Genomic DNA, 22079 nt, shown 5'->3' on the forward strand with positions numbered 1-22079 from the left:
TCATCCTTTGTTTGATGTTTGAATGGAAGAAATGATGCGTGCCGGAGCACCGGCCGCCGTTACCCTGTCCGGTATGGGATGGATCACCGCGGAGCCGGCACCGACAATGCTCCAAGCCCCGATTGTGATCTGCGGTATGACGGATGCACCAGTTCCGACGTGAGCGCCTTCCTGAACAGAAACCGCTCCTGACAGCGTGACACGCGGGGACAGATGAACGTAATCGCTGATTTGATTATCGTGCTCTGCCACTGCACCCGTATTGATGATGCAATGAGCGCCGATGCGCGCATCCGCCTGAATGATCGCGCCCGCCATAATTACTGTCCCTTCCCCAATGACAGCCGACCTGCTGACGATGGCTGACGGGTGAATCAATGTAATAAAATCATCTTTCCTCAGTCCCAGTCGCTCCGCCAGCTGTTTTCTGACACTGTTATTCCCAACAGCAATCAGAAACAGCACATCAGGAATGAGCCTGCGTAGTTCAGTAACGGCTTCCGGCGGTCCTGTGTACCATTCTTTTCCGCCTTCGAACGTTTTGAATTTATCATCCAGCACCGCGGCTAAGCGCGTATCTGAGCGGGCGTTTATCAGCTCTCTGATCACCTTTCCGTGTCCGCCGTCACCCACAATGGCCACGTTTTTCATGAGGACACATCTCCGCTTCCGGTAAACCGTTCCGCGGTCACATGATTGGTTTGCTGAATCCCTTCTGAAACAAGGACCTTTCGCACCGTCAAACATAAAATTTTCAAATCGAGAAAAAATGACCGGTTGTCAACGTACCAAACATCTAATTCAAATTTCTTTTCCCAGGAAATCGCGTTTCTGCCATTGATTTGCGCCCAGCCTGTGATACCCGGCTTCACCTCATGGCGCCGTGCCTGTTTTTCTGTATAAAGAGGCAGATAGTCCATCAAAAGCGGCCGCGGCCCGACAAGGCTCAGATCGCCCTTCAGGACATTCAGGAGCTGCGGAAGCTCATCAATGCTCAGCTTTCTGATCAGCCTGCCCGTTTTCGTCAGCCGGACTTCATCGGGCAGCAGATTTCCCTCACCGTCCCGTTCATCCGTCATTGTCCGGAACTTATATAGGGTGAACGGTTTGCCGTGCAGGCCTGGCCTTACTTGCTTAAAGAAGACAGGTGATCCTATTTTCAGCCTGACAACGGCGATGGTGAACAGAATGATCACACTTGTACAGCACAACAAAAAAATGGCGGCCGTCAGATCAAAAAGTCGTTTCAGGATCAAAGATTCACAGCTCCTTTCGTTTTTCGAAACCGTTTTAATACCAGCTGTCTTTCCTCTTTTGTACAAACGAGCATAAAAGCGAAAACAGCGTAGAAAAAGCTGACTGTCACTCCCGTCGCTATCAATGACGGCCAGCTGTCAATCTTCACAATGAACTGAATTGCCTTACAGACCGTCCAGGCAAACACAGCGGCTGAAAGAGGCCCGATGATGCCTTTAAAGAACACGTGCTTTTTGTAGCCTGTAATGCGGGATACGTAAAGCGGCGTAAAGATGGCATTTTTTAAAATAAGAGAAATGGCCCCTGCCAATGTTATGCCGTACAGACCGAGATGAGCCGGCCCGCTCAGCGTGACCGCCAGCACCACATTCACCGCACCTAACAGCAGGGTAACAATCGCCGGTGTTTTTTGTTGATTAAAAGCGGTCCATATATAAAACAGCGGCATAAAGGCGAGGCTGACAACCAAGTATCCGGCATGAATAAATAAAAGCGGTGCTATCGACGAAAAGGACGGTCCGAGCCAGATTGTCAAAAAAGGTCCCGCCAATCCGCCCAATAAGGCAGCAGGAAGTGCAAGCAAAAGACCATTGAGCCTCACTGCCTTATTGGCGTAATTCATCAATCCGTCCATATCGCCTTTTGAATAATATGAAGTCATGATAGGCGCAAACAGGGATGCGACCGTTCCGGCCAAGCTGCGCAAAAGCAGCGGAAACTGGATAATTGCCGCGTATTTCCCAGATGCGGACGCCCCAAGCATCAAATTGGCGGTTAACAGATCAATCTGCAAAAAAAGCAGGACGCCGATTTGATTGACGGAGCTCCATGCGCCAGCTTGAAATAGCTCCTTGCTAGTGCGGAATGAAAGATCCTTCATACGAAACGAAAACCACGGAATCAGCTTTTTGAAGAAATAGAAAGACAGCACAGACGCCATGACAGCACCAGCTAAAGCTGCAAGCTGGATCTGCCAGATTTTCGGCGCAAAGCATGCAAACAGGAGCAGCACAGACAGCACCCGAATAAGCATTTGCACCGCCTGAATGGAACTGGTGATATAAAGGCGGTTGGCATAAAATGGTGCAGCACCGAAACCCGCCATCAGAAACGTTAAAATAAACAGCACACTGCCGATTAAAATCGACAAACGCACATCTGCCAAAAGCGCTTGCGGCACATTCATGACGCGGTCAATAAAAAAAGCCGAACCCGCAAGCGGCAGCAAGAGCAGCAATGAAATCAAAACAGAGGCCGCTAAATAATTGCTGATATACGCATTTGCTTTCTCCCGCTCTCCCCTGTGGGCAGCAACAGAAAAGAACCGAACAACAACCGAGCTGAGCGCCACGGTGATAACCGAAAAGTAATTAATCACATTTTGTGTCAAGTGAACAAAGCCAAACGCTTCCACACCAAGCGTTTTGACAATAAAAGGCGTCATCCAAACCGATAGGAAAACGGACAAGAGAAAAGCCGTGAGATTAGCGCTGAAATTTATCGTGAATTTCATGCCTGCTTCGCACTGCCTTTCATTGTCCCCCGCTGCTCGAAAAACAGCTTGATGAGAAAAGTGAGCCGCCATTTACACAGTGCTAATACCAAGCGCTCTCCTCTTAATAATTTCTCATGCTGAAACGGTGTATGTCTGACAGCCTGCCGCACCATGTCATAGGATAAAATCTGTCTGATCTTCTTTTTGATGTCTTTCGGCGAATTCGGAGAAGCACAGGCATTTGCCAAAAGCATCGGAAGCTGATGCCTGCAAATGTACACATTCAAATCTTCTTTACATGCGCCTGCTAAGCCATAGTGATTGTAGAATGCGATTTTAGCCTGATATTGTTTTTGAAGATGTTCATCCATCGCCGGCTTATAAGGAATTTCTGTCAGGCTGTTCGGGTTTTCACGATAAATGTACAATCCTTCATCAAGCATTTTCACCCGCTCCGCTTCGCAAAAAGCGGACAAATTGAAGGGAGAGTCTTCAGCAAAACGGATGTCTTCATCAAACAACAGATTCGCCCTTTCAAAAAGCTCACGACGGTAAAGATAACGCCATACATACCAGATAAATCTCGTTTCGTGAGCATGTTTAAGCTGTTCAGTCATTTCTGGTTTCGTCAGCACGCGGTTTGCCTCAAGCTGCGGTGGCACATATGTCCGCCTGTCCGATGACTGCTTGTAAAAACCGCATCCGACGATGTCAAGCTGATTTTGCTCCGCTTCTTCAGTCAGCCTCTGGAACATGGCGGATGATACATAATCGTCTCCGTCTACAAAGCCGATGTAAGTGCCCCGCGCGGCCTTTATTCCCGTATTTCGCGCTGAACTAAGCCCGCCGTTTGCCTGATGAATGACCCGGATTCTCGCATCCCGTTTTGCATAGTCCTCTGCAATTTCGCCTGAACGATCCGGTGTTCCGTCATTCACGAGGATGATTTCAATATCCGAAAGCGTTTGGCAAAGCAAAGAATCAATGCACTCCCCTATAAATGGTTCAACATTATACATCGGGACAATAATGCTGACGAGCGGGGTCATTGCGCTTCACCGCTGATTTTGTCACGCAGACCTTTAAAATACACATCTCTCGGAAAGCCTGCACGGGGTGTTTCTTTTGTTAAAAGCTCATTGACTGCGGCTGTTACGCGCTCTGGCTCCGGATGTTCTATCAGCTTCATGAACGGGATGTCTTTAAGCCATTGATAGCCCTCCATCACCTTATGGTCAAAGGAGCGAATGACAACACACGGCGTTCCTGTCAGCGCGCAAAAAATCATGCCATGAAGCCTGTCAGTGACGACGGCTTCTGCGCTTTGCAGCTTAGACCACAGTGCTTCAAGTTCTTGTTCGCGTGTATCCCGGCTGACCCGGCGGCCGATCGTTGTCGTAAAGGATTTGATCTCGCCGAATTCCTCAAATAGCGCAGCCTTGACCCGGTTCCTCTGGTCCTCCTGAAGCACGCTTTCCTGATCCTCGCGCAAACACATATAAACCCCTTCGCGTTCTGCGGGGGTCTTGCTTCTATCTAAATACAGCACCATGTCCGGCTGCTTCAAAATTGTTTTTTCTTGAAAATGCTGTTTCATAAATTGATACGTTGTTTCATCCCGTGCCATGAGCAATAGGCCGGGGTGCGCATTATAAATTTTCTGTGCCCGTTTCAGCTCTTTGCGCCCCTTTTTCGTGTCAGAAAAATGAGCCGTTGCCGGAAGCTGGATAACCCGATAGTCATGGAATGTTTTAATGATGAAGCGGCGCGTCCACTCCTCATAACGGTATAAATCCCCCATATTTCCGCCGCCGATGATAAAGACCATATCCTCCGGATGGCGCGAGCGGATCAGGTTTTTTGCTGATTTGTAAATGTCCTTCATATCGACCTCGACGATGTCAAAGTCCGGGTATTCTTGCTCAAGAAATGCCTTGCTGGCATAAGCAATTGCGTGATCTCCCAAATTGTCATGGGACGGCAGCAGGGTCAGTATGATTTTTTTCTGATGTGCTGCGGCCTTTACCGGTTGATCTGCCGCTCCCAGCCAATATTGGGACGGGTATTTGACCTTTAGCAGCAGCCATTCTGCAAAATTGATTTTCAACGATTGTAACGACATGTCCTCACCCTCTGTTTCTCATTTTGTACTCGATCACCCGCTGATACACAGCCGATGCCATAGCGACGAACGGAATCATTCTGTATTTCGCCATCAGAAGCAGGCATGACCGTTTTGCGTCAAAAGGAGCGGTACCCGTTTTTGAAAGACTTTCTTGAAACACCGGGTCCGCGCATATCACGCCAACATTTCTAAGCTTTTCAAACAGCCGGCGGCTGCCGCTCGTTTTCCATTCATTCAGCATACAGATGCTGCTGTGAAGAACGATAAAGGTATCAAGCTCCTTGCGATACTCCTCCAGTTTGTTGTTCTCCTGTAAAAACGCCGCATTCGCCTCATACAGCGCAAGTCCTGATTCAAACAATTTTTTCTGATAGCGCTGCACAATGGAGGAAAGGTGAATTCGATAATGATAGAGCGGCGTTTTTACGTAGGATACTGAGCGGGCGAAAAAGTGAGCCCTGAAGCTGAAAAACTGATCCTCGACATGCTCCAGCTCGCCTCGGAGCGGAAACGACAGCCTATGGGCATCAATCATGCTTCTTCTGTACAGTTTGTTCCATGAAAACCCTCTGACCTTCCCTTCGAATAACGCCTTGATATAGTGCTCCTTCGGCTGATCCTGATAGGTTTGGGCAATGTCTGAGTCCATGGTTTTGCCAGTGTCCTCAAACTCTGCGGCGTAATTGCAAATGACCAGATCAGTTTCATCGCCTGCTGCCCGGAGCATCTGCTCGCAATAATCAGGCTCAATCCAATCATCTGAATCGATAAACGCGATAAATTCGCCGCGTGCAGCTTCAATGCCTTTATTCCGAACCGCACCGAGTCCCTGGTTTTCCTGATGAATCACCTTGAACCTGTTGTCCATTTTGGCGTATTCTTCTGCGATATCCGGACTGGCGTCAGCTGAACCGTCATTGACAATGATGATTTCAATATTGTCCACTGTCTGGTTCCGCAGTGATTCGAGACACGTTCTGATATATGTTTCTGTGTTATAAACAGCGACTAACAGACTAACCGCAGGTGTTTCCATAATGACCGGCTCCTCGTGCATAAATTACCGGGAAAAAATCGTTCTGTAAGGCAGAACCGATGAATCGACCGGCATAAGCAAATAACTGTAAAGAAAATAACAAACAACGATAGCGATATAGATAAGGGCGTTCGATTTTTCATCAAATATCCTGACAAAATAAGGGACTAGGATCATTTGATACAGACCGAAATAAATATTGAATCTGGCAAAAATCACGTCCTTTGTGGCCAAAAGGCCGAACAAAAAACCTAGCAGGCACAAATTGACGACAATATCAATTTGCGGCCACAGACTCCGCAGTCGTTCTTTATAGCAAAATGCAAGGAACAGCGGCAGAACCAACACAGCGATTTTGATCACATTCATTCCATTTGTGTTCGTCATGAGCCATTTTTCATAATGGCTGTATGAGCTGTTTTCAAGCACAACGACAAACACAGAAATAAATTTTTGATATAAAAATGTCATTCCGAGAAATAAAGCGGATAGGCCGAATATCGCCGGAGACCAGGCTTTTCTTCTGACAATAAAGTACACTGGAATCATAATCAGCGCCGACGAATGAAAGAGCGAGCTGAACAGCACAATCAGGAAATATCGCTTCCAGTTCCCGCTAATGATATAACGGATCGCCCAAAACAAAACAGCTGCCACCATGTATTGCCTGATGCCGTTAAAAGATGCGTAATAATGAAAGGTTCCCAAAAATAAAAAGACACTCAGCTCAAACGGCCTGCCATAGTCGGCGAGTGTCTTCATAATAAAGCTGTAGGTCACGACCGCCACCGTAAAATACATGATTTGAGGATCTTCCGTGATGAAATTCATCAGCCAAAGGAGTGCGGTAAACCCCGGATCTGTCGCTGTTTTCGCTGTGCCGAAACCGAATATCTGCCACACATTTTGATAATCGCCCGCCAATTCGTACAGCAGCGTATACGTCTGAAAATCCGTGCCGACTCGATAGCGGAGACCTGACACGAGCACAAGTGAAGCGAGCGGAATCCAGATCAAAAGCTTATTCGGCCGATACCCCGTGGCAAGCGAATCATCACGGCCGCCGCACATTTTAGCGAACCAAGACCAAATAAATACAATCCCCATATTGACGGCATATACAATCATCGGTTATGGTCCTTTTCCGTGCTGATGTTGTATACATTCAGCAGCGCTCCTACATTTTGCTGTGCATCGTAGCCAAGTTGAGCGAGTGTTTCTTTGATGAACTCACGCTTCGGCCTGCCTGCGGCGGCCGCCCTTGCAATGGTTTCAGCCCAGACGCTGATCGGCTCAGAAAGACTTAATCTTGTGACAAGCCCGAGACCGGCGTCGACTTTTTCTGTAATGCTGTCTGAAATGATGCATGGAAGCCCCGACGCCTGCGCTTCCACAAGCACAACCGGCAAGCCTTCGTACAGAGACGGCATGACAAATACATCGAATGTTCGCATCAGTTCATGGATCCGTTCTTCCGTGCCTAAAAAGAGGACGTCTGATAGCAAATTCTGCTGCCGCGCCTCCTCCTCTATCTCCCCGCGCAACGGCCCGTCTCCCGCCAGAACGAGCTGAAAGCGAATGCCTCTTTCCTTGAGATGTGCGGCAAGCTTCAACAGGAACGCGTGGTTTTTCACTTCATGAAACCGGGCCACATGGCCAATGATGAGCCGGTCGGCTGCAATGCCGCGTGCTGCTTTTTCTTCATCAGCCGCCTGCCCATTTGGGGCGAACAACTCAAGGTCAATCCCGTTAGGAAGAAGGTGAACACGCTCCCGCTCCATATTGGACTGTCCAAATAAAAACCTGCCCGCATCCTCTCCGCAGGCACACAGCGCTGTCGCATTTGCCAAAATGAGCCGCCTGAACACGAGCAGCTGCAATCGATCCTTCCAGTTGAAGCCGGTCTTCCAAGACGTATTGTGGGAGTGGCATACCCTGACCGGCACTCCGGCGAGCCTTGCCGCAAGGGCGATAAAACCCGTTTGGAAATCCGTGTGCGCATGAACGGCGCTGAACGGCCCATTTTCTTTTATCGCGTTTCTCACATTCCTCACAAATGTAAGGGGATTGCTTTGCCCAATGCTCGGGACATAAAAAAGCCGCCCGCCTAAAGATAAAATCTCTTCATCATAAGCGCACGGATCATTTCGATACGTTAAAAAATCAAATTGCACTTTGCTTTTGTCCATCTTCCGATATAAATTCATTACCATGGTTTCCGCGCCGCCCCTGTTCATGCCGCTGAGAACATGGAGCACGCGCTTTTGGCTGCTATTCATGCTTGACAAGCCCTTCCTTTTGGTTCATCACTCTTTTTTTATGGTAGCGATTCATCACAGCTGCAGGCATAAAGGCGCGAATTAACGGTTTTGCGATATATATGTAATCAGATAAAGGAAGCTTCAAGCGTCTGCACGCCTGATAGACAAGAATGGCATTGTCGATTGAATACGTAAATGACCGCCGTTTGAATGCATCGCTGTCTTCCCTCACTTTATACAAGGCTTCCTGAAGATTATAGCCCCTGAAGCCCTCTTCAAAAAAGCGAAGCCACAAATCAATATCTTCCATTCGTCTCGTCCGCCGCACCGACCGGTAGCCTTTCAGCGTGCGGTAGGCACTCGCTCTCATCATAATCGTGCCGTGGCAAAATGGAGTCCCTTTTGCCATGATGCCCGGCTCCGGAACAGAAGGCAGAATGCGGGTGCCTCTTACGCCAAATTCATCAAACACAAGCATGCCGGTGCCAACCACCTGATAGTGTCGGTGCTTTTCTAAAAACGCGACCTGCTTTTCCAGACGGCGCGGAAACGAAAGGTCATCTCCGTCCTGACGTGCGATATAATCGCCTGTCGCATGCGAAAGACAATGATTTAATGATGCGGCAAGCCGCTTATTTGTTTTGTTTTGAATCAGTTTGATGCGGTCGCTGTAATGAGCGGCATACTGCTTCGCGATACGGAGCGTGCCGTCTGTTGACGCATCATCGCACAAAATCAGCTCCCAATTTTTATAGGATTGGCTGAGAATGGATTCTATGCTTTCTGCCAAAGTGCGTTCGCAATTATAAATGCCCATAATGACAGAAACTTTCGGTCCTGAGTTCATACGCTTTTCTCCTTTGTATCCATATCCATGTACGCGGAATAAACATCTGCCATTTCTTCCACCGTTCGCGCCTCCGAGAAGCGCAAGGCTGTTTTTCGGCCTTCCTGTCCCAGCTTTCGGCAGATCTCCGGCTTATGGTAAAGCTGTTCAATCCGGCGGGCAAAAGCAGCACTGTCACCGATTTTGATCAGAAAACCGTTTTCTCCGTCGCGAATGATTTCCCGATGCCCGCGATTATCTGTGGCGATCGCCGGTTTTTCTGCCGCCATTCCCTCAAGCACATTCATGCCGAGGCCCTCTCTAATGCTGGATGCGACAGATACATCCGCAAGCTGAATCAGCTCATGTATGTCGCTGCAAAAGCCGTAAAAACAGACATTGGCGGAGGCACCAAGCTTTTCAGCTAACGTTTGATACGTTTGTTCCATTGCCCCTTCCCCGGCAAACACAAGGCGAAGCGAGGGAATTTTTTCTTTTAGCAAGGCTGCGGCTTCAATTAACTGCTTCTGGTTTTTGTTCAGATTGAGCTCAGCCGGATAAACCAATATAAAATCATCTTCACGGAACCCGTGCTTTTCTCTGAGTCTTTGCTGCTCTATCGGACTGACAGGCCGGAAACGCTCGGTGTTGACGCCAATGCCGTGAATTTTCTCCGTCCTTCCGCCCGGCCTTTGAAGTCCTTTCGCCCGTTTATAATCCTCTTCATTAATCGTAATCAGGCAGTCCGTATATGCTGAAAGCCATTTCTCGACCGGATAGTAAAGAAGCCAATTTTTCATTGGTGCTCCTTTGCAGAAGTGAAATCCGTGCGCTGTATACAGCACCTTTGTTCCGTGCCGCCGTGCCTGCCTCGCCGCCAGTCTGGCGAGAACGCCGCCGACCGGTGTATGGCAATGGACAATGTCGTATTCATAAGTGTCGATCACTTTCTTCAACTGCCTATAAACGGCCAGGTTCTGAGGGTCAAAAGGTGACCTGCGAATCGGGATGGAGAATTTCTCATCTACATACGGCAGCTTGGTTTGTCCGTTCGCGGCGACATGAACCTCCCAGCCCCTTTGTTTAAACCATTTAAAATAAGGGAGGTGAAAGGCCTTAAAATGATAATCAACAGTCGCGCAAAACAAGATCTTTTTCGTCATTTTCACTCCCCCTAATGAACACTGGCAGCCGTCATTTTGTCTGATGTATTGATTGCCGCAAACAGCCTCGCTCTCAGGTCGGCTTCCGACAGCTCATGAAAATCCTCGATAAAGCGCATCAGCACCGGCCAATCACCGTCCACCGCTTTACCGATGTGAATTTTCGGAAAGATTTGTTCAGCATGGACTTCATTTTTGTTCAGTAATTCTTCATACATTTTTTCGCCCGGACGAATGCCTGTGAATTCGATTGGAACCTGCTCTGTCGTGTAGCCGGACAAATGAATGAGGTTTTTGGCAAGATCTACAATCTTTACGGGCTCTCCCATATCGAGAACAAAAATCTGACGCCCTTTCGCCAGTGCCCCAGCCTGAATCACAAGCCTTGATGCCTCGGGAATCGTCATGAAATAGCGGGTCATTGCCGGATGTGTTACTGTCACCGGGCCGCCTTTTTCAATCTGTTTTTTGAAAATCGGAATGACGCTGCCTCGGCTCCCGAGTACATTGCCGAAGCGAACAGCGACAAATTTGGTTCTGCTGACTTTCCCAAGATTCATAATAATCATCTCTGCGAATCGTTTTGTCGCCCCCATTACGTTGGCTGGGTTCACCGCTTTGTCCGATGAAATCAGCACGAATGTCTCTGTTCCCGACATATCGGCTGCTTCCGCGACATTTTTTGTTCCGATAATATTGTTTTTGACCGCCTCTTCAGGATTATGTTCCATTAAAGGCACATGCTTATGGGCAGCTGCATGATAGACAACATGCGGCTCGTATTTTTTCATCAATGTAAACATTTTATCGCGGTCCTGCACATCAGCGATTTCCGTATGGAACACAATGTGTTTGCCGAATCGTCCGTTCAGCTCTGTATAAATTGAATGAATGCTGTTTTCCCCATGGCCGAGCAGAATAATTTCCTTAGGCTGAAACGCACTGATCTGCCGGCAGATTTCTGAGCCGATTGATCCGCCCGCTCCCGTGACGAGAACTGTTTTTCCTTTGATGCGATTCGAAATTTCGCTAGTGTCGAGGGTTACCGGCTTTCTGCCGAGCAAGTCCTCAGCTTTTACATCTCTAATTTGTCCGGCAGTTCGTGTGCCAAGCAGCATTTCATCAAAATGAGGCATAATTTTAATGCTTACTCCGGTTCGCACACATTCTTTATATAACACCTGAAGCTCATGGGTGCGGAGTGAAGGAATGGCAATAATAATAAAATTAATTTTGAGCTTTTGCACCGCAGGCATGATACTTTCTTTTCCGCCGATTACGGGCAGCCCCATAATTTCTAATTTATGCTTCGTTTGGTCGTCATCAATAAAAGCGACGGGTATGATATCAGGTTCATCTTTCGAAAGCAGCTGCCTGACCATCAGAGTCCCACCTGAGCCCGCCCCGATAATCAGCGCGCGGGACGAGGCGCAGCGTTTTTTCCTGATGCTTTCGTTTAATACTCTGGATAAAATACGGGTCCCTCCAATAGACAAAAGCTGAAGCACCCAGCAAGCGGTTAACAGACGGAAGAACATCGTGTGATACACAGCATACTGAATGATACCAGTCACAGCGGCTGAAAGCGTAATGCCCTTAAGCAGGACAATCAGCTCGCCGAGTCCGGTGTATGTCCACACCTGTTTATACTGATTGAACAGGAAAGCACACACATGATAGCTGAGGAGCAAGCTGACAGCGGTAAGCAGTAATGCTCCGGAGTCATAAAATTGATAGGAATCTTTTAAAAATTGATATCCTGCAATAACTGAATTTAAAACGAGGTAAGTATCCAGCGCAATAATCATTGACAGTCTTCTCCGGTAACTCAACCTTTTCCCCCCTAATTCTTTTATCGGTTTAGCTGCGGCGGTTTTCGTCTCTCCAAAAAATCAGCAGCAGCTAAACCGACAATACGTCCTATGTATATATCAGATAAGTGGGCATTTAACCCATCCTCACGCCCCGCCAGCGACGACCAGCATCTAAGGCAGCAACTTCAGCTGCCCACAGCAGAGCCGAGTGCCTCCATTGATACAGGTCAGGAGACATCACCTTTACAAAAACTAGTAGGAATAGTGTTCCGATTTTTTCATTTTCTTTTTGTTTAAAAGAGCGCCTAACAGCTTCGCATTGGATTGTTCCAGTGCATCCTTTGCTTTCAGAACGGTATCGGTTTTTGTTTTTCCGCTTAAAACGACGAGCACGCTGCCGTCTGTTTGATTTGCTAGAATCTGAGCATCTGCAACAGCCAAAAGAGGAGGGGAATCAAAGATGACGAGGCTGAATTGTTCATAGATCTCAGATATTAAATCTCCCATTGCTTTTGAAGACAGCAGTTCTGCCGGGTTTGGCGGGGTCGGCCCGCTTGTCAATACATATAAGTTATCGATCGGCGTCTTTTGCACCGTCTCACTGAGTGAAGCATTACCGACCAGCACATTTGTCAGCCCGGTTACATTATCAACCTGAAACGTCTGATTGATGGTCGGCTTTCTTAAATCGGCATCCACCAGCAGTACTTTCTTTTCCTGCTGCTGCGCAAAGACAGCCGCAAGATTCGCTGCACTGAACGATTTACCTTCACCAGGCACAGAGGAGGTGACGAGGATAGATCGCAAGTTGGTCTGGACAGATGAGAACTCAATGTTTGTCCGAATGGTGCGATATTGTTCCGCAACAACTGATTTATTGTGTAAAACAGATATTTGAGCCAAACCTCGCCTTGCTTTCTTTTTTCTAAAGATCACTCGCTTCACTCCCCGAAATGTTTTATCCCGCGATTCCGCCCTTTGTGGACATCAGGAACGGAGCCTAAGCATGGCAATCCGGTTCTCTCGCTGAGCTGCCGTGCGCTTTTGCACGTATCATCGAGAAAATGCAGAAAAAATGCCAGTGTAATGCCGCCCATGACAGTAGCGCCAAAAGCCATGACCATATTTCGCAGCCTGGCCGGCTTGATCATCGGGCTTTCAGAAGCCTTCGCCTCTGATAATATATGTACGCCTTGTACATTCATTCTTTCATCTACTTCTTTTTCAAACTTGTTCACTAACGTGTTCGCAATCTCAGCCGCTTTCGCCGGATCGTGATCCTGAACGGCAACGTTGATAATTTCTGATTCATTTTCACTGCTGGTGATTACTTTTCCTTTCAGCGAGGAAGCCGATTCAGATAGGTGCAATTCCGCCTTAACTTCTTCCATCAAGGCAGTGCTTTTCATAATCGATTGGAACGTGCTGCTATACTGAAGATTTCGCTGGATGTCACTGAGATTCGAGTTTTCTTCACCGTCTGATTCATGAACCAGCACCTGTGTCGACGCCTGGTAGGTCGGTGAAATGACCTTAAATTGCACAAAACCCATCATAAGGGTGACGCCGATTGTGATGAGCAGAATCAGCACGAATCTGTGTCTGACAATCGCATATAATTCTTTGAAACTCATATTCTCATTCATGTATTCATAGCCTTCAGCCTTCCCGCGGCTGGCTTCCCGCGCCCCTTTCTGTTAATGATTGGATTATAAAAGAAAACGTTATTATTTAAAAATTGCAAAATAAGCCAATAAGTTCTCTTTAGAGAACAAAATCATGATTTTCCTCTAATTTACTGCACTTCCCTTATTATTTTAAATTTTATAAAGAACGAAAAATTCCTTATAATGAACGAAATAACGACAGGAATAGAGGAGAATTTCATATTATGATTGGAAGAATTATCCGTTTGTACCGTAAAAGAAAAGGCTATTCTATTAATCAGCTGGCTGTTGAGTCAGGCGTATCCAAATCCTATTTAAGCAAGATTGAAAGAGGCGTTCACACGAATCCTTCCGTTCAATTTTTAAAAAAGGTTTCTGCCACACTGGAAGTTGAATTAACAGAATTATTTGACGCAGAAACAATGATGTATGAAAAAATCAGCGGCGGTGAAGAAGAATGGCGCGTACATTTAGTGCAAGCCGTACAAGCCGGGATGGAAAAAGAAGAATTGTTCACTTTTACGAACAGACTCAAGAAAGAACAGCCTGAAACTGCCTCTTACCGCAACCGTAAACTGACGGAATCCAATATAGAAGAATGGAAAGCGCTGATGGCGGAGGCAAGAGAAATCGGCATGACTGTCCATGAAGTCAAATCCTTTTTAAAAACAATGGGAAGATGATGATCGGTTAAAGGGCTAACGTTCGCATCTATAGGGGAAATCTGTTTATAATGGGGGAAAAAGGGAGAGAACACAATGACTCATCAAATAGTAACGACTCAATACGGCAAAGTAAAAGGCACAACGGAAAACGGTGTACATAAGTGGAAAGGCATCCCCTATGCCAAGCCGCCTGTCGGACAATGGCGTTTTAAAGCACCTGAGCCGCCTGAAGTGTGGGAAGATGTGCTTGATGCCACAGCGTACGGCCCTATTTGCCCGCAGCCGTCTGATTTGCTGTCACTGTCGTATACAGAGCTGCCCCGCCAGTCCGAGGATTGCTTGTATGTCAATGTATTTGCGCCTGACACTCCAAGTCAAAATCTTCCTGTCATGGTGTGGATTCACGGAGGCGCTTTTTATCTAGGAGCGGGCAGTGAGCCATTGTATGACGGATCAAAACTTGCGGCACAGGGAGAAGTCATTGTCGTTACATTGAACTATCGGCTGGGGCCGTTTGGCTTTTTGCACTTGTCTTCATTTAATGAGGCGTATTCCGATAACCTTGGGCTTTTAGACCAAGCCGCCGCGCTGAAATGGGTGCGGGAGAATATTTCAGCGTTTGGCGGTGATCCCGATAACGTAACAGTATTTGGAGAATCCGCCGGCGGGATGAGCATTGCCGCGCTTCTCGCTATGCCTGCGGCAAAAGGCCTGTTCCAGAAAGCAATCATGGAAAGCGGCGCTTCTCGAACGATGACGAAAGAACAAGCGGCGAGCACCTCGGCAGCCTTTTTACAGGTCCTTGGGATTAACGAGGGCCAACTGGATAAATTGCATACGGTTTCTGCGGAAGATTTGCTAAAAGCGGCTGATCAGCTTCGGATTGCAGAAAAAGAAAATATCTTTCAGCTGTTCTTCCAGCCCGCCCTTGATCCGAAAACGCTGCCTGAAGAACCAGAAAAAGCGATCGCAGAAGGGGCTGCTTCCGGTATTCCGCTATTAATTGGAACAACCCGTGATGAAGGATATTTATTTTTCACCCCGGATTCAGACGTTCATTCTCAGGAAACGCTTGATGCAGCGCTCGAGTATTTACTAGGGAAGCCGCTGGCAGAGAAAGTTGCCGATTTGTATCCGCGTTCTCTGGAAAGCCAAATTCATATGATGACTGATTTATTATTTTGGCGCCCTGCCGTCGCCTATGCATCCGCACAGTCTCATTACGCCCCTGTCTGGATGTACAGGTTCGATTGGCACCCGAAGAAGCCGCCGTACAATAAAGCGTTTCACGCATTAGAGCTTCCTTTTGTCTTTGGAAATCTGGACGGATTGGAACGAATGGCAAAAGCGGAGATTACGGATGAGGTGAAACAGCTTTCTCACACGATACAATCAGCGTGGATCACGTTCGCTAAAACAGGAAACCCAAGCACCGAAGCTGTGAATTGGCCTGCGTATCATGAAGAAACGAGAGAGACGCTGATTTTAGACTCAGAGATTACGATCGAAAACGATCCCGAATCTGAAAAAAGGCAGAAGCTATTCCCTTCAAAAGGAGAATAAATATGGGGAAAACAGGATACATTGGTGCTGCCATTGTTGTGGCAGCTTGTATCATTATTTTGTCGGCCGTGGTATGTTTACGGGACACAGTCTATTACCAGCCTATGCGCTGGACTGGCATCATACTGTTTTTCGCGGGAATTGTGATGGTTCCCGCATACTCAGCAAAAAGAAAACCCGGAAAAGAGAAGTAATTCTCTTTTCCGGGTTTTTATGTTTATTATAATCTTCCCGCGCGAATATCGTCTGTCATTCCCTCATAAGGAGCCTTCGAAATCACTTCTTCGTTGTCGACTCCTTCATTTTTCAGAAATGTAATTTCCGCAAATTCAGGTACAACGTATTTTGGATACGTTTCATATTTTTCGCGGGATTCTTTCATCAAATCAATGTGGTCATTTTGGTAGCAAACCGTAATTTCAGGATGTTCATGCACCCATTTCGGGAAGAAAATAATGCCATGCATGCGTTTTTCATTTGGCATAAAGTTTAATGAAACATCCGTGCCAGTCGGCTCTGTCCAAGACACTTTATATACGCCTTCTGTCAGTTTGACAATATTCACTTCCTGATCCCGAACCCAGCGTCCGGCAACCATTCCGCTATGAATTCTATAATCAATTGTATGGTCGTTTTTAATATAAATCTCGTATTCCCATCCGTTTTCATACGTATAAATCATGTGGCTTCCGATAAAGTTTTCCATCTTACACACTCTCCTTAGTCTTTTACTGTACTTCATAAATGTCTAGTAGAACGTAATCAGGGGTTCTTTCTGCGGAACCGATAAACAAGCGGTCATGGAGCCATTGATAGACTTCACTGCCTGTTTCAAACGTCGGTACCGTACGAAAATAAACATGCTCCGGATCAATAATTTCCCCGGCTGCCGCTTGTTTTCGAAACGGCTCGCTGACTTGCCGTATTCCATTGTTTTCAATGTAAATCAGTTCATGATCTGCTGTTTCAATCACATACCTGGCAGATAAATCCGTTCTGCCGTCAGCGCGAATCATTTGTGAATCGGCACCGCCCGGCAAAATACGTCCCTTTACTTCCCCGGTTATTGTTCCCGAACGAATCGGAATGAATCGTCTCAGTCCCAGGCTTGTCTCACCAATCGTGATAGGCGGATCAACCTTGATTTCTAAAGAGGCGAATGGTTTTAAAACCGGCTTCTTCACGAGAACCACCTCACCTTCAAAAAAATCATGTAACTATTTACATGTTTACTTTAACACCATTGCAGTTAACTGTCAAACAATAGGAACATAAAAAAACAAGGACTGTTTGAAGACAGTCCTTGTCTGAAGCTAGCTTTGATAAGCAAGATATGTGCTGACAGTGCTTTGGGCAAGACAGGCAGAGGAATCTATAATCGGAATCTCACTTTGAATATGATCTAACACCGCATTTAAATCCGTGCAGGCTGAAATGATGATGTCTGCATGCTGACTGATTTCTTCATATAGCGTCTGCCACAATGCTTGTGTATGCTGCATATGATTTGGCTGTTTGATTGCGGCGATAAGCTGGTTCACAGCCTGCTGCCAATGGTCCTTGTGAATAACTTCTTGTCCATTTCCCTTCAGAACTTTTTGGTAGATGGCGGATTGGATGGTTGGCTCTGTTCCTAAAACCACCGCTTTTTTTGCGGGATGCGGAATCTCTTTTATCGTTTCCTCAACAATATGCAACATAGGAACCGACAATGCCTGCTGAATCTCTTCATAGTAGACATGCGCCGTATTACAAGGCAGCGCAATGAAATCCACTCCTGTTTTCTCGAGCTTTACCGCTCCGTCGATAATCGCTTTTTTCATCTCGTCATGGTCAATTGGACGACCTGCATAGAAAGGCGTCGGGCATGAATAGATCATCATGTGCGGGAAGTCAATATCGTTTGAAGCCCCATACAGCTTCTGACAGTAATCAATCACCTTATCAATAAACGGCGAGGTCGATTTCGGCCCCATTCCGGCTAATATTCCGATCATCAAATCCATTCCTTTCTACTTCGTACGGACCGCTTCTTCCTCTGAGCCATCCTCATAGAGGATAAAGCTTTTCGCAGCATCCACACCTAACGTAAACTCGACTTCAACAGACAATGCTCGCAGAAAGAAACGGGTTTCCGAGGAAGGAAATAACTCCAGTCTCAGCTGTCCGGCGATCTCCAAATAAAGCCGTTCATTCTCGGCAGTCACCTGTGCAGCCGTCCCATCCTGCAACAGGTATCTGCCAACATAGCGGCTGTATATCGCCGTATCAATTGCTTTTTTCTTTTTATCAGCAGGACGTTCCGGGACCTCATATGGCTGGCCAAATAGAATATGTTCCGCCGCCTTCAGAATCGCTTGTTCATATTCAGTATCCTCTTCCTTATTACTCAAATAGATCAGTGTTTTACGATGATCGATATATCGGATCATCAACGTCGAATAGCCGGGCCATCCTCCGCTGTGGCTGACAATCCGCCCTTTTTCAGGACTGTTTTGCAGTACCCAGCCAAAGCCATAATCAATTGTTTCTCCATTGTTGAGGCGCACTGGAGAAAACGCGGATTCCTTAGAAGCCTTGCTGATGAAATCGTCCTGATATAAAGCCTGATCAAATCGAAACAAATCGCTTGTGACAGAGTTCACTGTCCCATCTCCCTGTATGCCATCGAGATACACAACATAGTTCGTTTCCTCCAGCTCATCAGGGAGGACGTATGTTTCGGAGTGTACATCATACACATATCCATATGCATAATGATCAATTCGCTCAGGCGAAAGCCTCCTGTTATACACTCTTGTTTCATTCATGCCTGCCGGTAAAAAAATACTTGTTTTCATAAAATCCGCATAGCTCATGCCAGATGCTTTTTCAATGATAACCGCCAGCAGCACATACCCCGTATTGCTGTACAGCCAGCCTTCATTCGGCTCAAAATAACCGGGCAGCCCCTCATTCATCAGCATATCGACAATATCCTGATTCACCGCAATCTTGTGCGGATCCCAATTAGCAAAAAACCAACCCATATAATCAGGAAGCCCTGACGTATGGTTCAATAAATGCCGAATCGTTACACCCTGGTACGGAAAACCGGGCAGCCAGCGATCCACTTTATCTTCATAGCCAAGAATCCCCTTCTCCTCCAGCAAGATGATTCCCAATGCTGTAAAAGGCTTTGACAAAGACGCTAACTCAAACAAAGAGTTGGTTTGCAACGGGCGTTTTTCCGTCATTTCCGCATAACCAAAAGAGTGATGATATAAAATATCGCCACCCTCCGCAGCCAGAACCGTCCCGTTAAACTGATGTTTTTCGCCTAATGTCTCAAATAACGTCTGAAGATTCTTTCTTTTATTCTGCTTCATTCCTCCACCTCCCATATCTCTGTACGTTACTAACCTACTAACGTTTCAAATATTTTGAAAACAATAAAAAAAGCTGATTAATCCTCAAATAGGAAAAATCAACTTTAATATAGTGGTATTAGATCTGCATGAATCAAAAAATCCTCTTTTATGAAGTCGGAGAAGGAACTCTAGCGGCTGCAAAATGGGTTCTCGTAGTCGCTTGAATGACTCCTGCGGCAGTACTCCTCATTGCAACTGTCACCGTATCTCCGGCGTTTAACTGAAGAATTTCCGTAATGGCTACGACAGCGGGGAGATTCCCTGCTTGAAATTGGTTATTTCCGCCGCCTACCACATCTTGATTCACGAGAAATACGACTTCTAAGTTGAAGCCAACATTCGCATTCGCTTGAAATTCAACTGATGCATTAAGAGAATACACGCCTGCTGTTCTCGGGGAAAATGTAGATGTGCCGGGGTTATATTCATTCGCCAAATCAAATTGGACATTTTGAAAAAGAACTCCGCTGGCTGCATTTGCAGCAACTGACAGATTCATATTGCTGGTGGCTCTGAAAGCAGAAATAGGCTGGTTCGTCATTGGTGCGAAGGACTGGTTTTGTTGAGCTGATGGGGTATTTCCATTTGTGACACTTGGTGATAAAAGAGGTTCCGGTCGATCGTTCCTCTTAATCCATTTAGTTGGCCGGGGCTGCATAACTTTTTCCTCCTTATAAGCCTTACGCTTCTATCATTTGTTTGCTAGTTAATACATTATTATATTAATCGTTACAGACATTGAAACGGTATCTGCCCGACTGTATTCAAAAATAGAAATCACAGCAGCATGTTCCCAAAACAGATTACTGCTTTTGATCCAAGAGGCATGCTTCATCAAGGCATCAGACGATCTTATATGAAAGACCTCAGTTAGAGATCCTTTTTAACCCATCACATATACCTGCCGTTCACTATTATTTAGTGAAATGAGATATTATGATATTTTCTGAATTGTGATTAAAAAGGCAACTTTATGCCCATGTGACAGAATTATAAAAAATCGGAGAACGAAAAGAAACAAATAGATTTTTTAGTTCTTTAGGCCCGTATCCCGCAAATCCTTTTATGATTTTCTATCAAACAAAAGAGGAAAATAGACCAGTTGCAATCCAAACGAGAGTCTAATAGAATGAGGTCGAAAAGTAAATCGCGCGGGTTTGTTACTGATAAAGCAGGCAAGACCTAAAATGTGTAAAGGGCAAAGTGTATACTTTGGCGTCGCCCCTTACATATTTTAGGTCTTTTTTTATTGTGCGTAACTAACTTGCCATCTTCAAACAGGAGGGCTGGAAGAAGCAGACCGCTAACACAGTACATAAAAAAGGAGACATGAACGATGAACATCAAAAAGTTTGCAAAACAAGCAACAGTATTAACCTTTACTACCGCACTGCTGGCAGGAGGCGCAACTCAAGCGTTTGCGAAAGAAACGAACCAAAAGCCATATAAGGAAACATACGGCATTTCCCATATTACACGCCATGATATGCTGCAAATCCCTGAACAGCAAAAAAATGAAAAATATCAAGTGCCTGAATTCGATCCGTCCACAATCAAAAACATCTCTTCTGCAAAAGGCCTGGACGTTTGGGACAGCTGGCCATTACAAAACGCTGACGGCACAGTCGCAAACTATCACGGCTACCACATCGTCTTTGCATTAGCCGGAGATCCTAAAAATGCGGATGACACATCGATTTACATGTTCTATCAAAAAGTCGGCGAGACTTCTATTGACAGCTGGAAAAACGCTGGCCGCGTCTTTAAAGACAGCGACAAATTCGATGCAAATGATTCTATCCTAAAAGACCAAACGCAAGAATGGTCAGGTTCAGCCACATTTACATCTGACGGAAAAATCCGTTTATTCTACACTGATTTCTCCGGTAAACATTACGGCAAACAAACACTGACAACTGCACAGGTAAACGTATCAGCATCAGACAGCTCACTGAACATCAACGGTGTAGAGGATTATAAATCAATCTTTGACGGTGACGGCAAAACGTATCAAAATGTACAGCAGTTCATCGATGAAGGCAACTACAGCTCAGGCGACAACCATACGCTGAGAGATCCTCACTACGTAGAAGATAAAGGCCACAAATACTTAGTATTTGAAGCAAACACTGGAACTGAAGATGGCTACCAAGGCGAAGAATCTTTATTTAACAAAGCATACTATGGCAAAAGCACATCATTCTTCCGTCAAGAAAGTCAAAAACTTCTGCAAAGCGATAAAAAACGCACGGCTGAGTTAGCAAACGGCGCTCTCGGTATGATTGAGCTAAACGATGATTACACACTGAAAAAAGTGATGAAACCGCTGATTGCATCTAACACAGTAACAGATGAAATTGAACGTGCGAACGTCTTTAAAATGAACGGCAAATGGTACCTGTTCACTGACTCCCGCGGGTCAAAAATGACGATTGACGGCATCACGTCTAACGATATTTACATGCTTGGCTATGTTTCTAATTCTTTAACTGGCCCATACAAGCCGCTGAACAAAACTGGCCTTGTGTTAAAAATGGATCTTGATCCTAACGATGTAACCTTTACTTACTCACACTTCGCTGTACCTCAAGCGAAAGGAAACAATGTCGTGATTACAAGCTATATGACAAACAGAGGATTCTACGCAGACAAACAATCAACGTTTGCGCCAAGCTTCCTGCTGAACATCAAAGGCAAGAAAACATCTGTTGTCAAAGACAGCATCCTTGAACAAGGACAATTAACAGTTAACAAATAAAAACGCAAAAGAAAATGCCGATATCCTATTGGCATTTTC

22 protein-coding genes are annotated in these 22079 nt (G+C 46.1%); 4 read left to right on the forward strand and 18 right to left on the reverse strand.

Annotation, left to right across the window (positions count from 1 at the left end):
• The 13 genes from M1D65_RS17005 to M1D65_RS17065 form a co-directional block, all read right to left on the reverse strand.
• Complete coding sequence (locus M1D65_RS17005) at positions 1–651, reverse strand: acetyltransferase (RefSeq protein WP_456270646.1); 651 nt, start codon at positions 649–651, stop codon at positions 1–3.
• A complete protein-coding gene (locus M1D65_RS17010) occupies positions 648–1256 on the reverse strand; it encodes a sugar transferase (RefSeq protein ID WP_015251185.1) in 609 nt (202 codons plus the stop codon). The genes M1D65_RS17005 and M1D65_RS17010 overlap by 4 nt, the downstream gene beginning before the upstream one ends.
• The gene (locus M1D65_RS17015; RefSeq protein ID WP_041850511.1) at positions 1253–2770 is read right to left on the reverse strand and encodes an MATE family efflux transporter; all 1518 of its coding nucleotides are present in this window, start codon (positions 2768–2770) and stop codon (positions 1253–1255) included. Before M1D65_RS17015 ends, M1D65_RS17010 begins: the two co-directional genes overlap by 4 nt.
• On the reverse strand, positions 2767–3801 hold the full coding sequence (locus M1D65_RS17020; protein WP_041850510.1) for a glycosyltransferase: 1035 nt from the start codon (positions 3799–3801) through the stop codon (positions 2767–2769). Before M1D65_RS17020 ends, M1D65_RS17015 begins: the two co-directional genes overlap by 4 nt.
• Positions 3798–4874: a polysaccharide pyruvyl transferase family protein gene (locus M1D65_RS17025; protein WP_085185720.1), complete on the reverse strand. Its 1077-nt coding sequence runs from the start codon at positions 4872–4874 to the stop codon at positions 3798–3800. The genes M1D65_RS17020 and M1D65_RS17025 overlap by 4 nt, the downstream gene beginning before the upstream one ends.
• A 4-nt stretch (positions 4875–4878) precedes the next feature.
• Positions 4879–5913, reverse strand: a complete 1035-nt coding sequence (locus tag M1D65_RS17030) for a glycosyltransferase family 2 protein (protein WP_070547805.1) — start codon at positions 5911–5913, stop codon at positions 4879–4881.
• A gap of 24 nt (positions 5914–5937) precedes the next feature.
• On the reverse strand, positions 5938–7041 hold the full coding sequence (gene epsG, locus M1D65_RS17035) for a biofilm exopolysaccharide biosynthesis protein EpsG (RefSeq protein ID WP_124072702.1): 1104 nt from the start codon (positions 7039–7041) through the stop codon (positions 5938–5940).
• Positions 7038–8192 carry a glycosyltransferase family 1 protein gene (locus M1D65_RS17040; protein WP_032726901.1) on the reverse strand — a complete coding sequence of 385 codons (1155 nt, stop codon included), beginning with the start codon at positions 8190–8192 and terminating at the stop codon, positions 7038–7040. The genes epsG and M1D65_RS17040 overlap by 4 nt, the downstream gene beginning before the upstream one ends.
• Entirely contained in the window at positions 8185–9021 is an 837-nt protein-coding gene (gene epsE, locus M1D65_RS17045; protein WP_003228255.1) for a glycosyltransferase EpsE, read from the reverse strand. Before epsE ends, M1D65_RS17040 begins: the two co-directional genes overlap by 8 nt.
• Positions 9018–10163 (reverse strand): glycosyltransferase family 4 protein, encoded by a 1146-nt coding sequence (locus tag M1D65_RS17050; protein ID WP_172861508.1) that lies wholly within the window; start codon positions 10161–10163, stop codon positions 9018–9020. The genes epsE and M1D65_RS17050 overlap by 4 nt, the downstream gene beginning before the upstream one ends.
• A gap of 11 nt (positions 10164–10174) precedes the next feature.
• Positions 10175–11995: a polysaccharide biosynthesis protein gene (locus M1D65_RS17055; RefSeq protein ID WP_172850049.1), complete on the reverse strand. Its 1821-nt coding sequence runs from the start codon at positions 11993–11995 to the stop codon at positions 10175–10177.
• 234 nt (positions 11996–12229) lie between these two features.
• Positions 12230–12913, reverse strand: a complete 684-nt coding sequence (epsB, locus tag M1D65_RS17060; protein WP_003228249.1) for a protein tyrosine kinase EpsB — start codon at positions 12911–12913, stop codon at positions 12230–12232.
• A 5-nt stretch (positions 12914–12918) separates the two neighbouring features.
• Positions 12919–13623, reverse strand: coding sequence for a YveK family protein (locus M1D65_RS17065; RefSeq protein ID WP_456270647.1), 705 nt, complete (start codon positions 13621–13623; stop codon positions 12919–12921).
• Between the two features lie 245 nt (positions 13624–13868).
• Here M1D65_RS17065 and slrR point away from each other — a divergent pair, with 245 nt between their 5' ends.
• The 3 genes from slrR to M1D65_RS17080 all read left to right on the forward strand — a co-directional run bounded on the left by slrR (position 13869) and on the right by M1D65_RS17080 (position 16066).
• On the forward strand, positions 13869–14327 hold the full coding sequence (gene slrR, locus M1D65_RS17070; protein WP_456270648.1) for an HTH-type transcriptional regulator SlrR: 459 nt from the start codon (positions 13869–13871) through the stop codon (positions 14325–14327).
• Between the two features lie 75 nt (positions 14328–14402).
• Positions 14403–15872, forward strand: coding sequence for a para-nitrobenzyl esterase (gene pnbA / locus M1D65_RS17075; protein WP_032726903.1), 1470 nt, complete (start codon positions 14403–14405; stop codon positions 15870–15872).
• Positions 15873–15874: 2 nt separating this feature from the next.
• Positions 15875–16066, forward strand: coding sequence for a hypothetical protein (locus M1D65_RS17080; protein ID WP_003228241.1), 192 nt, complete (start codon positions 15875–15877; stop codon positions 16064–16066).
• A gap of 26 nt (positions 16067–16092) precedes the next feature.
• Here the strand turns inward: M1D65_RS17080 and padC are convergent, their stop codons facing one another.
• The 5 genes from padC to M1D65_RS17105 form a co-directional block, all read right to left on the reverse strand.
• Complete coding sequence (padC, locus tag M1D65_RS17085; RefSeq protein ID WP_003243190.1) at positions 16093–16578, reverse strand: phenolic acid decarboxylase; 486 nt, start codon at positions 16576–16578, stop codon at positions 16093–16095.
• A gap of 22 nt (positions 16579–16600) precedes the next feature.
• Complete coding sequence (locus M1D65_RS17090; RefSeq protein ID WP_163135851.1) at positions 16601–17056, reverse strand: DUF3237 domain-containing protein; 456 nt, start codon at positions 17054–17056, stop codon at positions 16601–16603.
• Positions 17057–17185: 129 nt separating this feature from the next.
• Positions 17186–17869, reverse strand: a complete 684-nt coding sequence (gene racX / locus M1D65_RS17095; protein WP_249852316.1) for a broad specificity amino-acid racemase RacX — start codon at positions 17867–17869, stop codon at positions 17186–17188.
• A 15-nt stretch (positions 17870–17884) separates the two neighbouring features.
• Positions 17885–19240: a serine hydrolase gene (locus M1D65_RS17100; protein WP_249849533.1), complete on the reverse strand. Its 1356-nt coding sequence runs from the start codon at positions 19238–19240 to the stop codon at positions 17885–17887.
• 148 nt (positions 19241–19388) lie between these two features.
• Positions 19389–19940 (reverse strand): C1q-like domain-containing protein, encoded by a 552-nt coding sequence (locus M1D65_RS17105; RefSeq protein ID WP_029946010.1) that lies wholly within the window; start codon positions 19938–19940, stop codon positions 19389–19391.
• 678 nt (positions 19941–20618) lie between these two features.
• Here M1D65_RS17105 and sacB point away from each other — a divergent pair.
• Entirely contained in the window at positions 20619–22040 is a 1422-nt protein-coding gene (gene sacB, locus M1D65_RS17110; RefSeq protein ID WP_014480964.1) for a levansucrase, read from the forward strand.
• Positions 22041–22079: the final 39 nt, after the last annotated feature.

It is taken from the genome of Bacillus sp. JZ39 (assembly GCF_053903145.1).

Coding starts and splice junctions, on each gene's coding strand:
- M1D65_RS17005 (WP_456270646.1), bottom strand. CDS start 651: ATGAAAAACGTGGCCATTGTGGGTGACGGCGGACACGGAAAGGTGATC.
- M1D65_RS17015 (WP_041850511.1), bottom strand. CDS start 2,770: ATGAAATTCACGATAAATTTCAGCGCTAATCTCACGGCTTTTCTCTTG.
- M1D65_RS17020 (WP_041850510.1), bottom strand. CDS start 3,801: ATGACCCCGCTCGTCAGCATTATTGTCCCGATGTATAATGTTGAACCA.
- M1D65_RS17025 (WP_085185720.1), bottom strand. CDS start 4,874: ATGTCGTTACAATCGTTGAAAATCAATTTTGCAGAATGGCTGCTGCTA.
- M1D65_RS17030 (WP_070547805.1), bottom strand. CDS start 5,913: ATGGAAACACCTGCGGTTAGTCTGTTAGTCGCTGTTTATAACACAGAA.
- epsG (WP_124072702.1), bottom strand. CDS start 7,041: ATGATTGTATATGCCGTCAATATGGGGATTGTATTTATTTGGTCTTGG.
- M1D65_RS17040 (WP_032726901.1), bottom strand. CDS start 8,192: ATGAATAGCAGCCAAAAGCGCGTGCTCCATGTTCTCAGCGGCATGAAC.
- epsE (WP_003228255.1), bottom strand. CDS start 9,021: ATGAACTCAGGACCGAAAGTTTCTGTCATTATGGGCATTTATAATTGC.
- M1D65_RS17050 (WP_172861508.1), bottom strand. CDS start 10,163: ATGACGAAAAAGATCTTGTTTTGCGCGACTGTTGATTATCATTTTAAG.
- M1D65_RS17065 (WP_456270647.1), bottom strand. CDS start 13,623: ATGAATGAGAATATGAGTTTCAAAGAATTATATGCGATTGTCAGACAC.
- slrR (WP_456270648.1), top strand. CDS start 13,869: ATGATTGGAAGAATTATCCGTTTGTACCGTAAAAGAAAAGGCTATTCT.
- pnbA (WP_032726903.1), top strand. CDS start 14,403: ATGACTCATCAAATAGTAACGACTCAATACGGCAAAGTAAAAGGCACA.
- M1D65_RS17080 (WP_003228241.1), top strand. CDS start 15,875: ATGGGGAAAACAGGATACATTGGTGCTGCCATTGTTGTGGCAGCTTGT.
- padC (WP_003243190.1), bottom strand. CDS start 16,578: ATGGAAAACTTTATCGGAAGCCACATGATTTATACGTATGAAAACGGA.
- racX (WP_249852316.1), bottom strand. CDS start 17,869: ATGATCGGAATATTAGCCGGAATGGGGCCGAAATCGACCTCGCCGTTT.
- M1D65_RS17100 (WP_249849533.1), bottom strand. CDS start 19,240: ATGAAGCAGAATAAAAGAAAGAATCTTCAGACGTTATTTGAGACATTA.
- M1D65_RS17105 (WP_029946010.1), bottom strand. CDS start 19,940: ATGCAGCCCCGGCCAACTAAATGGATTAAGAGGAACGATCGACCGGAA.
- sacB (WP_014480964.1), top strand. CDS start 20,619: ATGAACATCAAAAAGTTTGCAAAACAAGCAACAGTATTAACCTTTACT.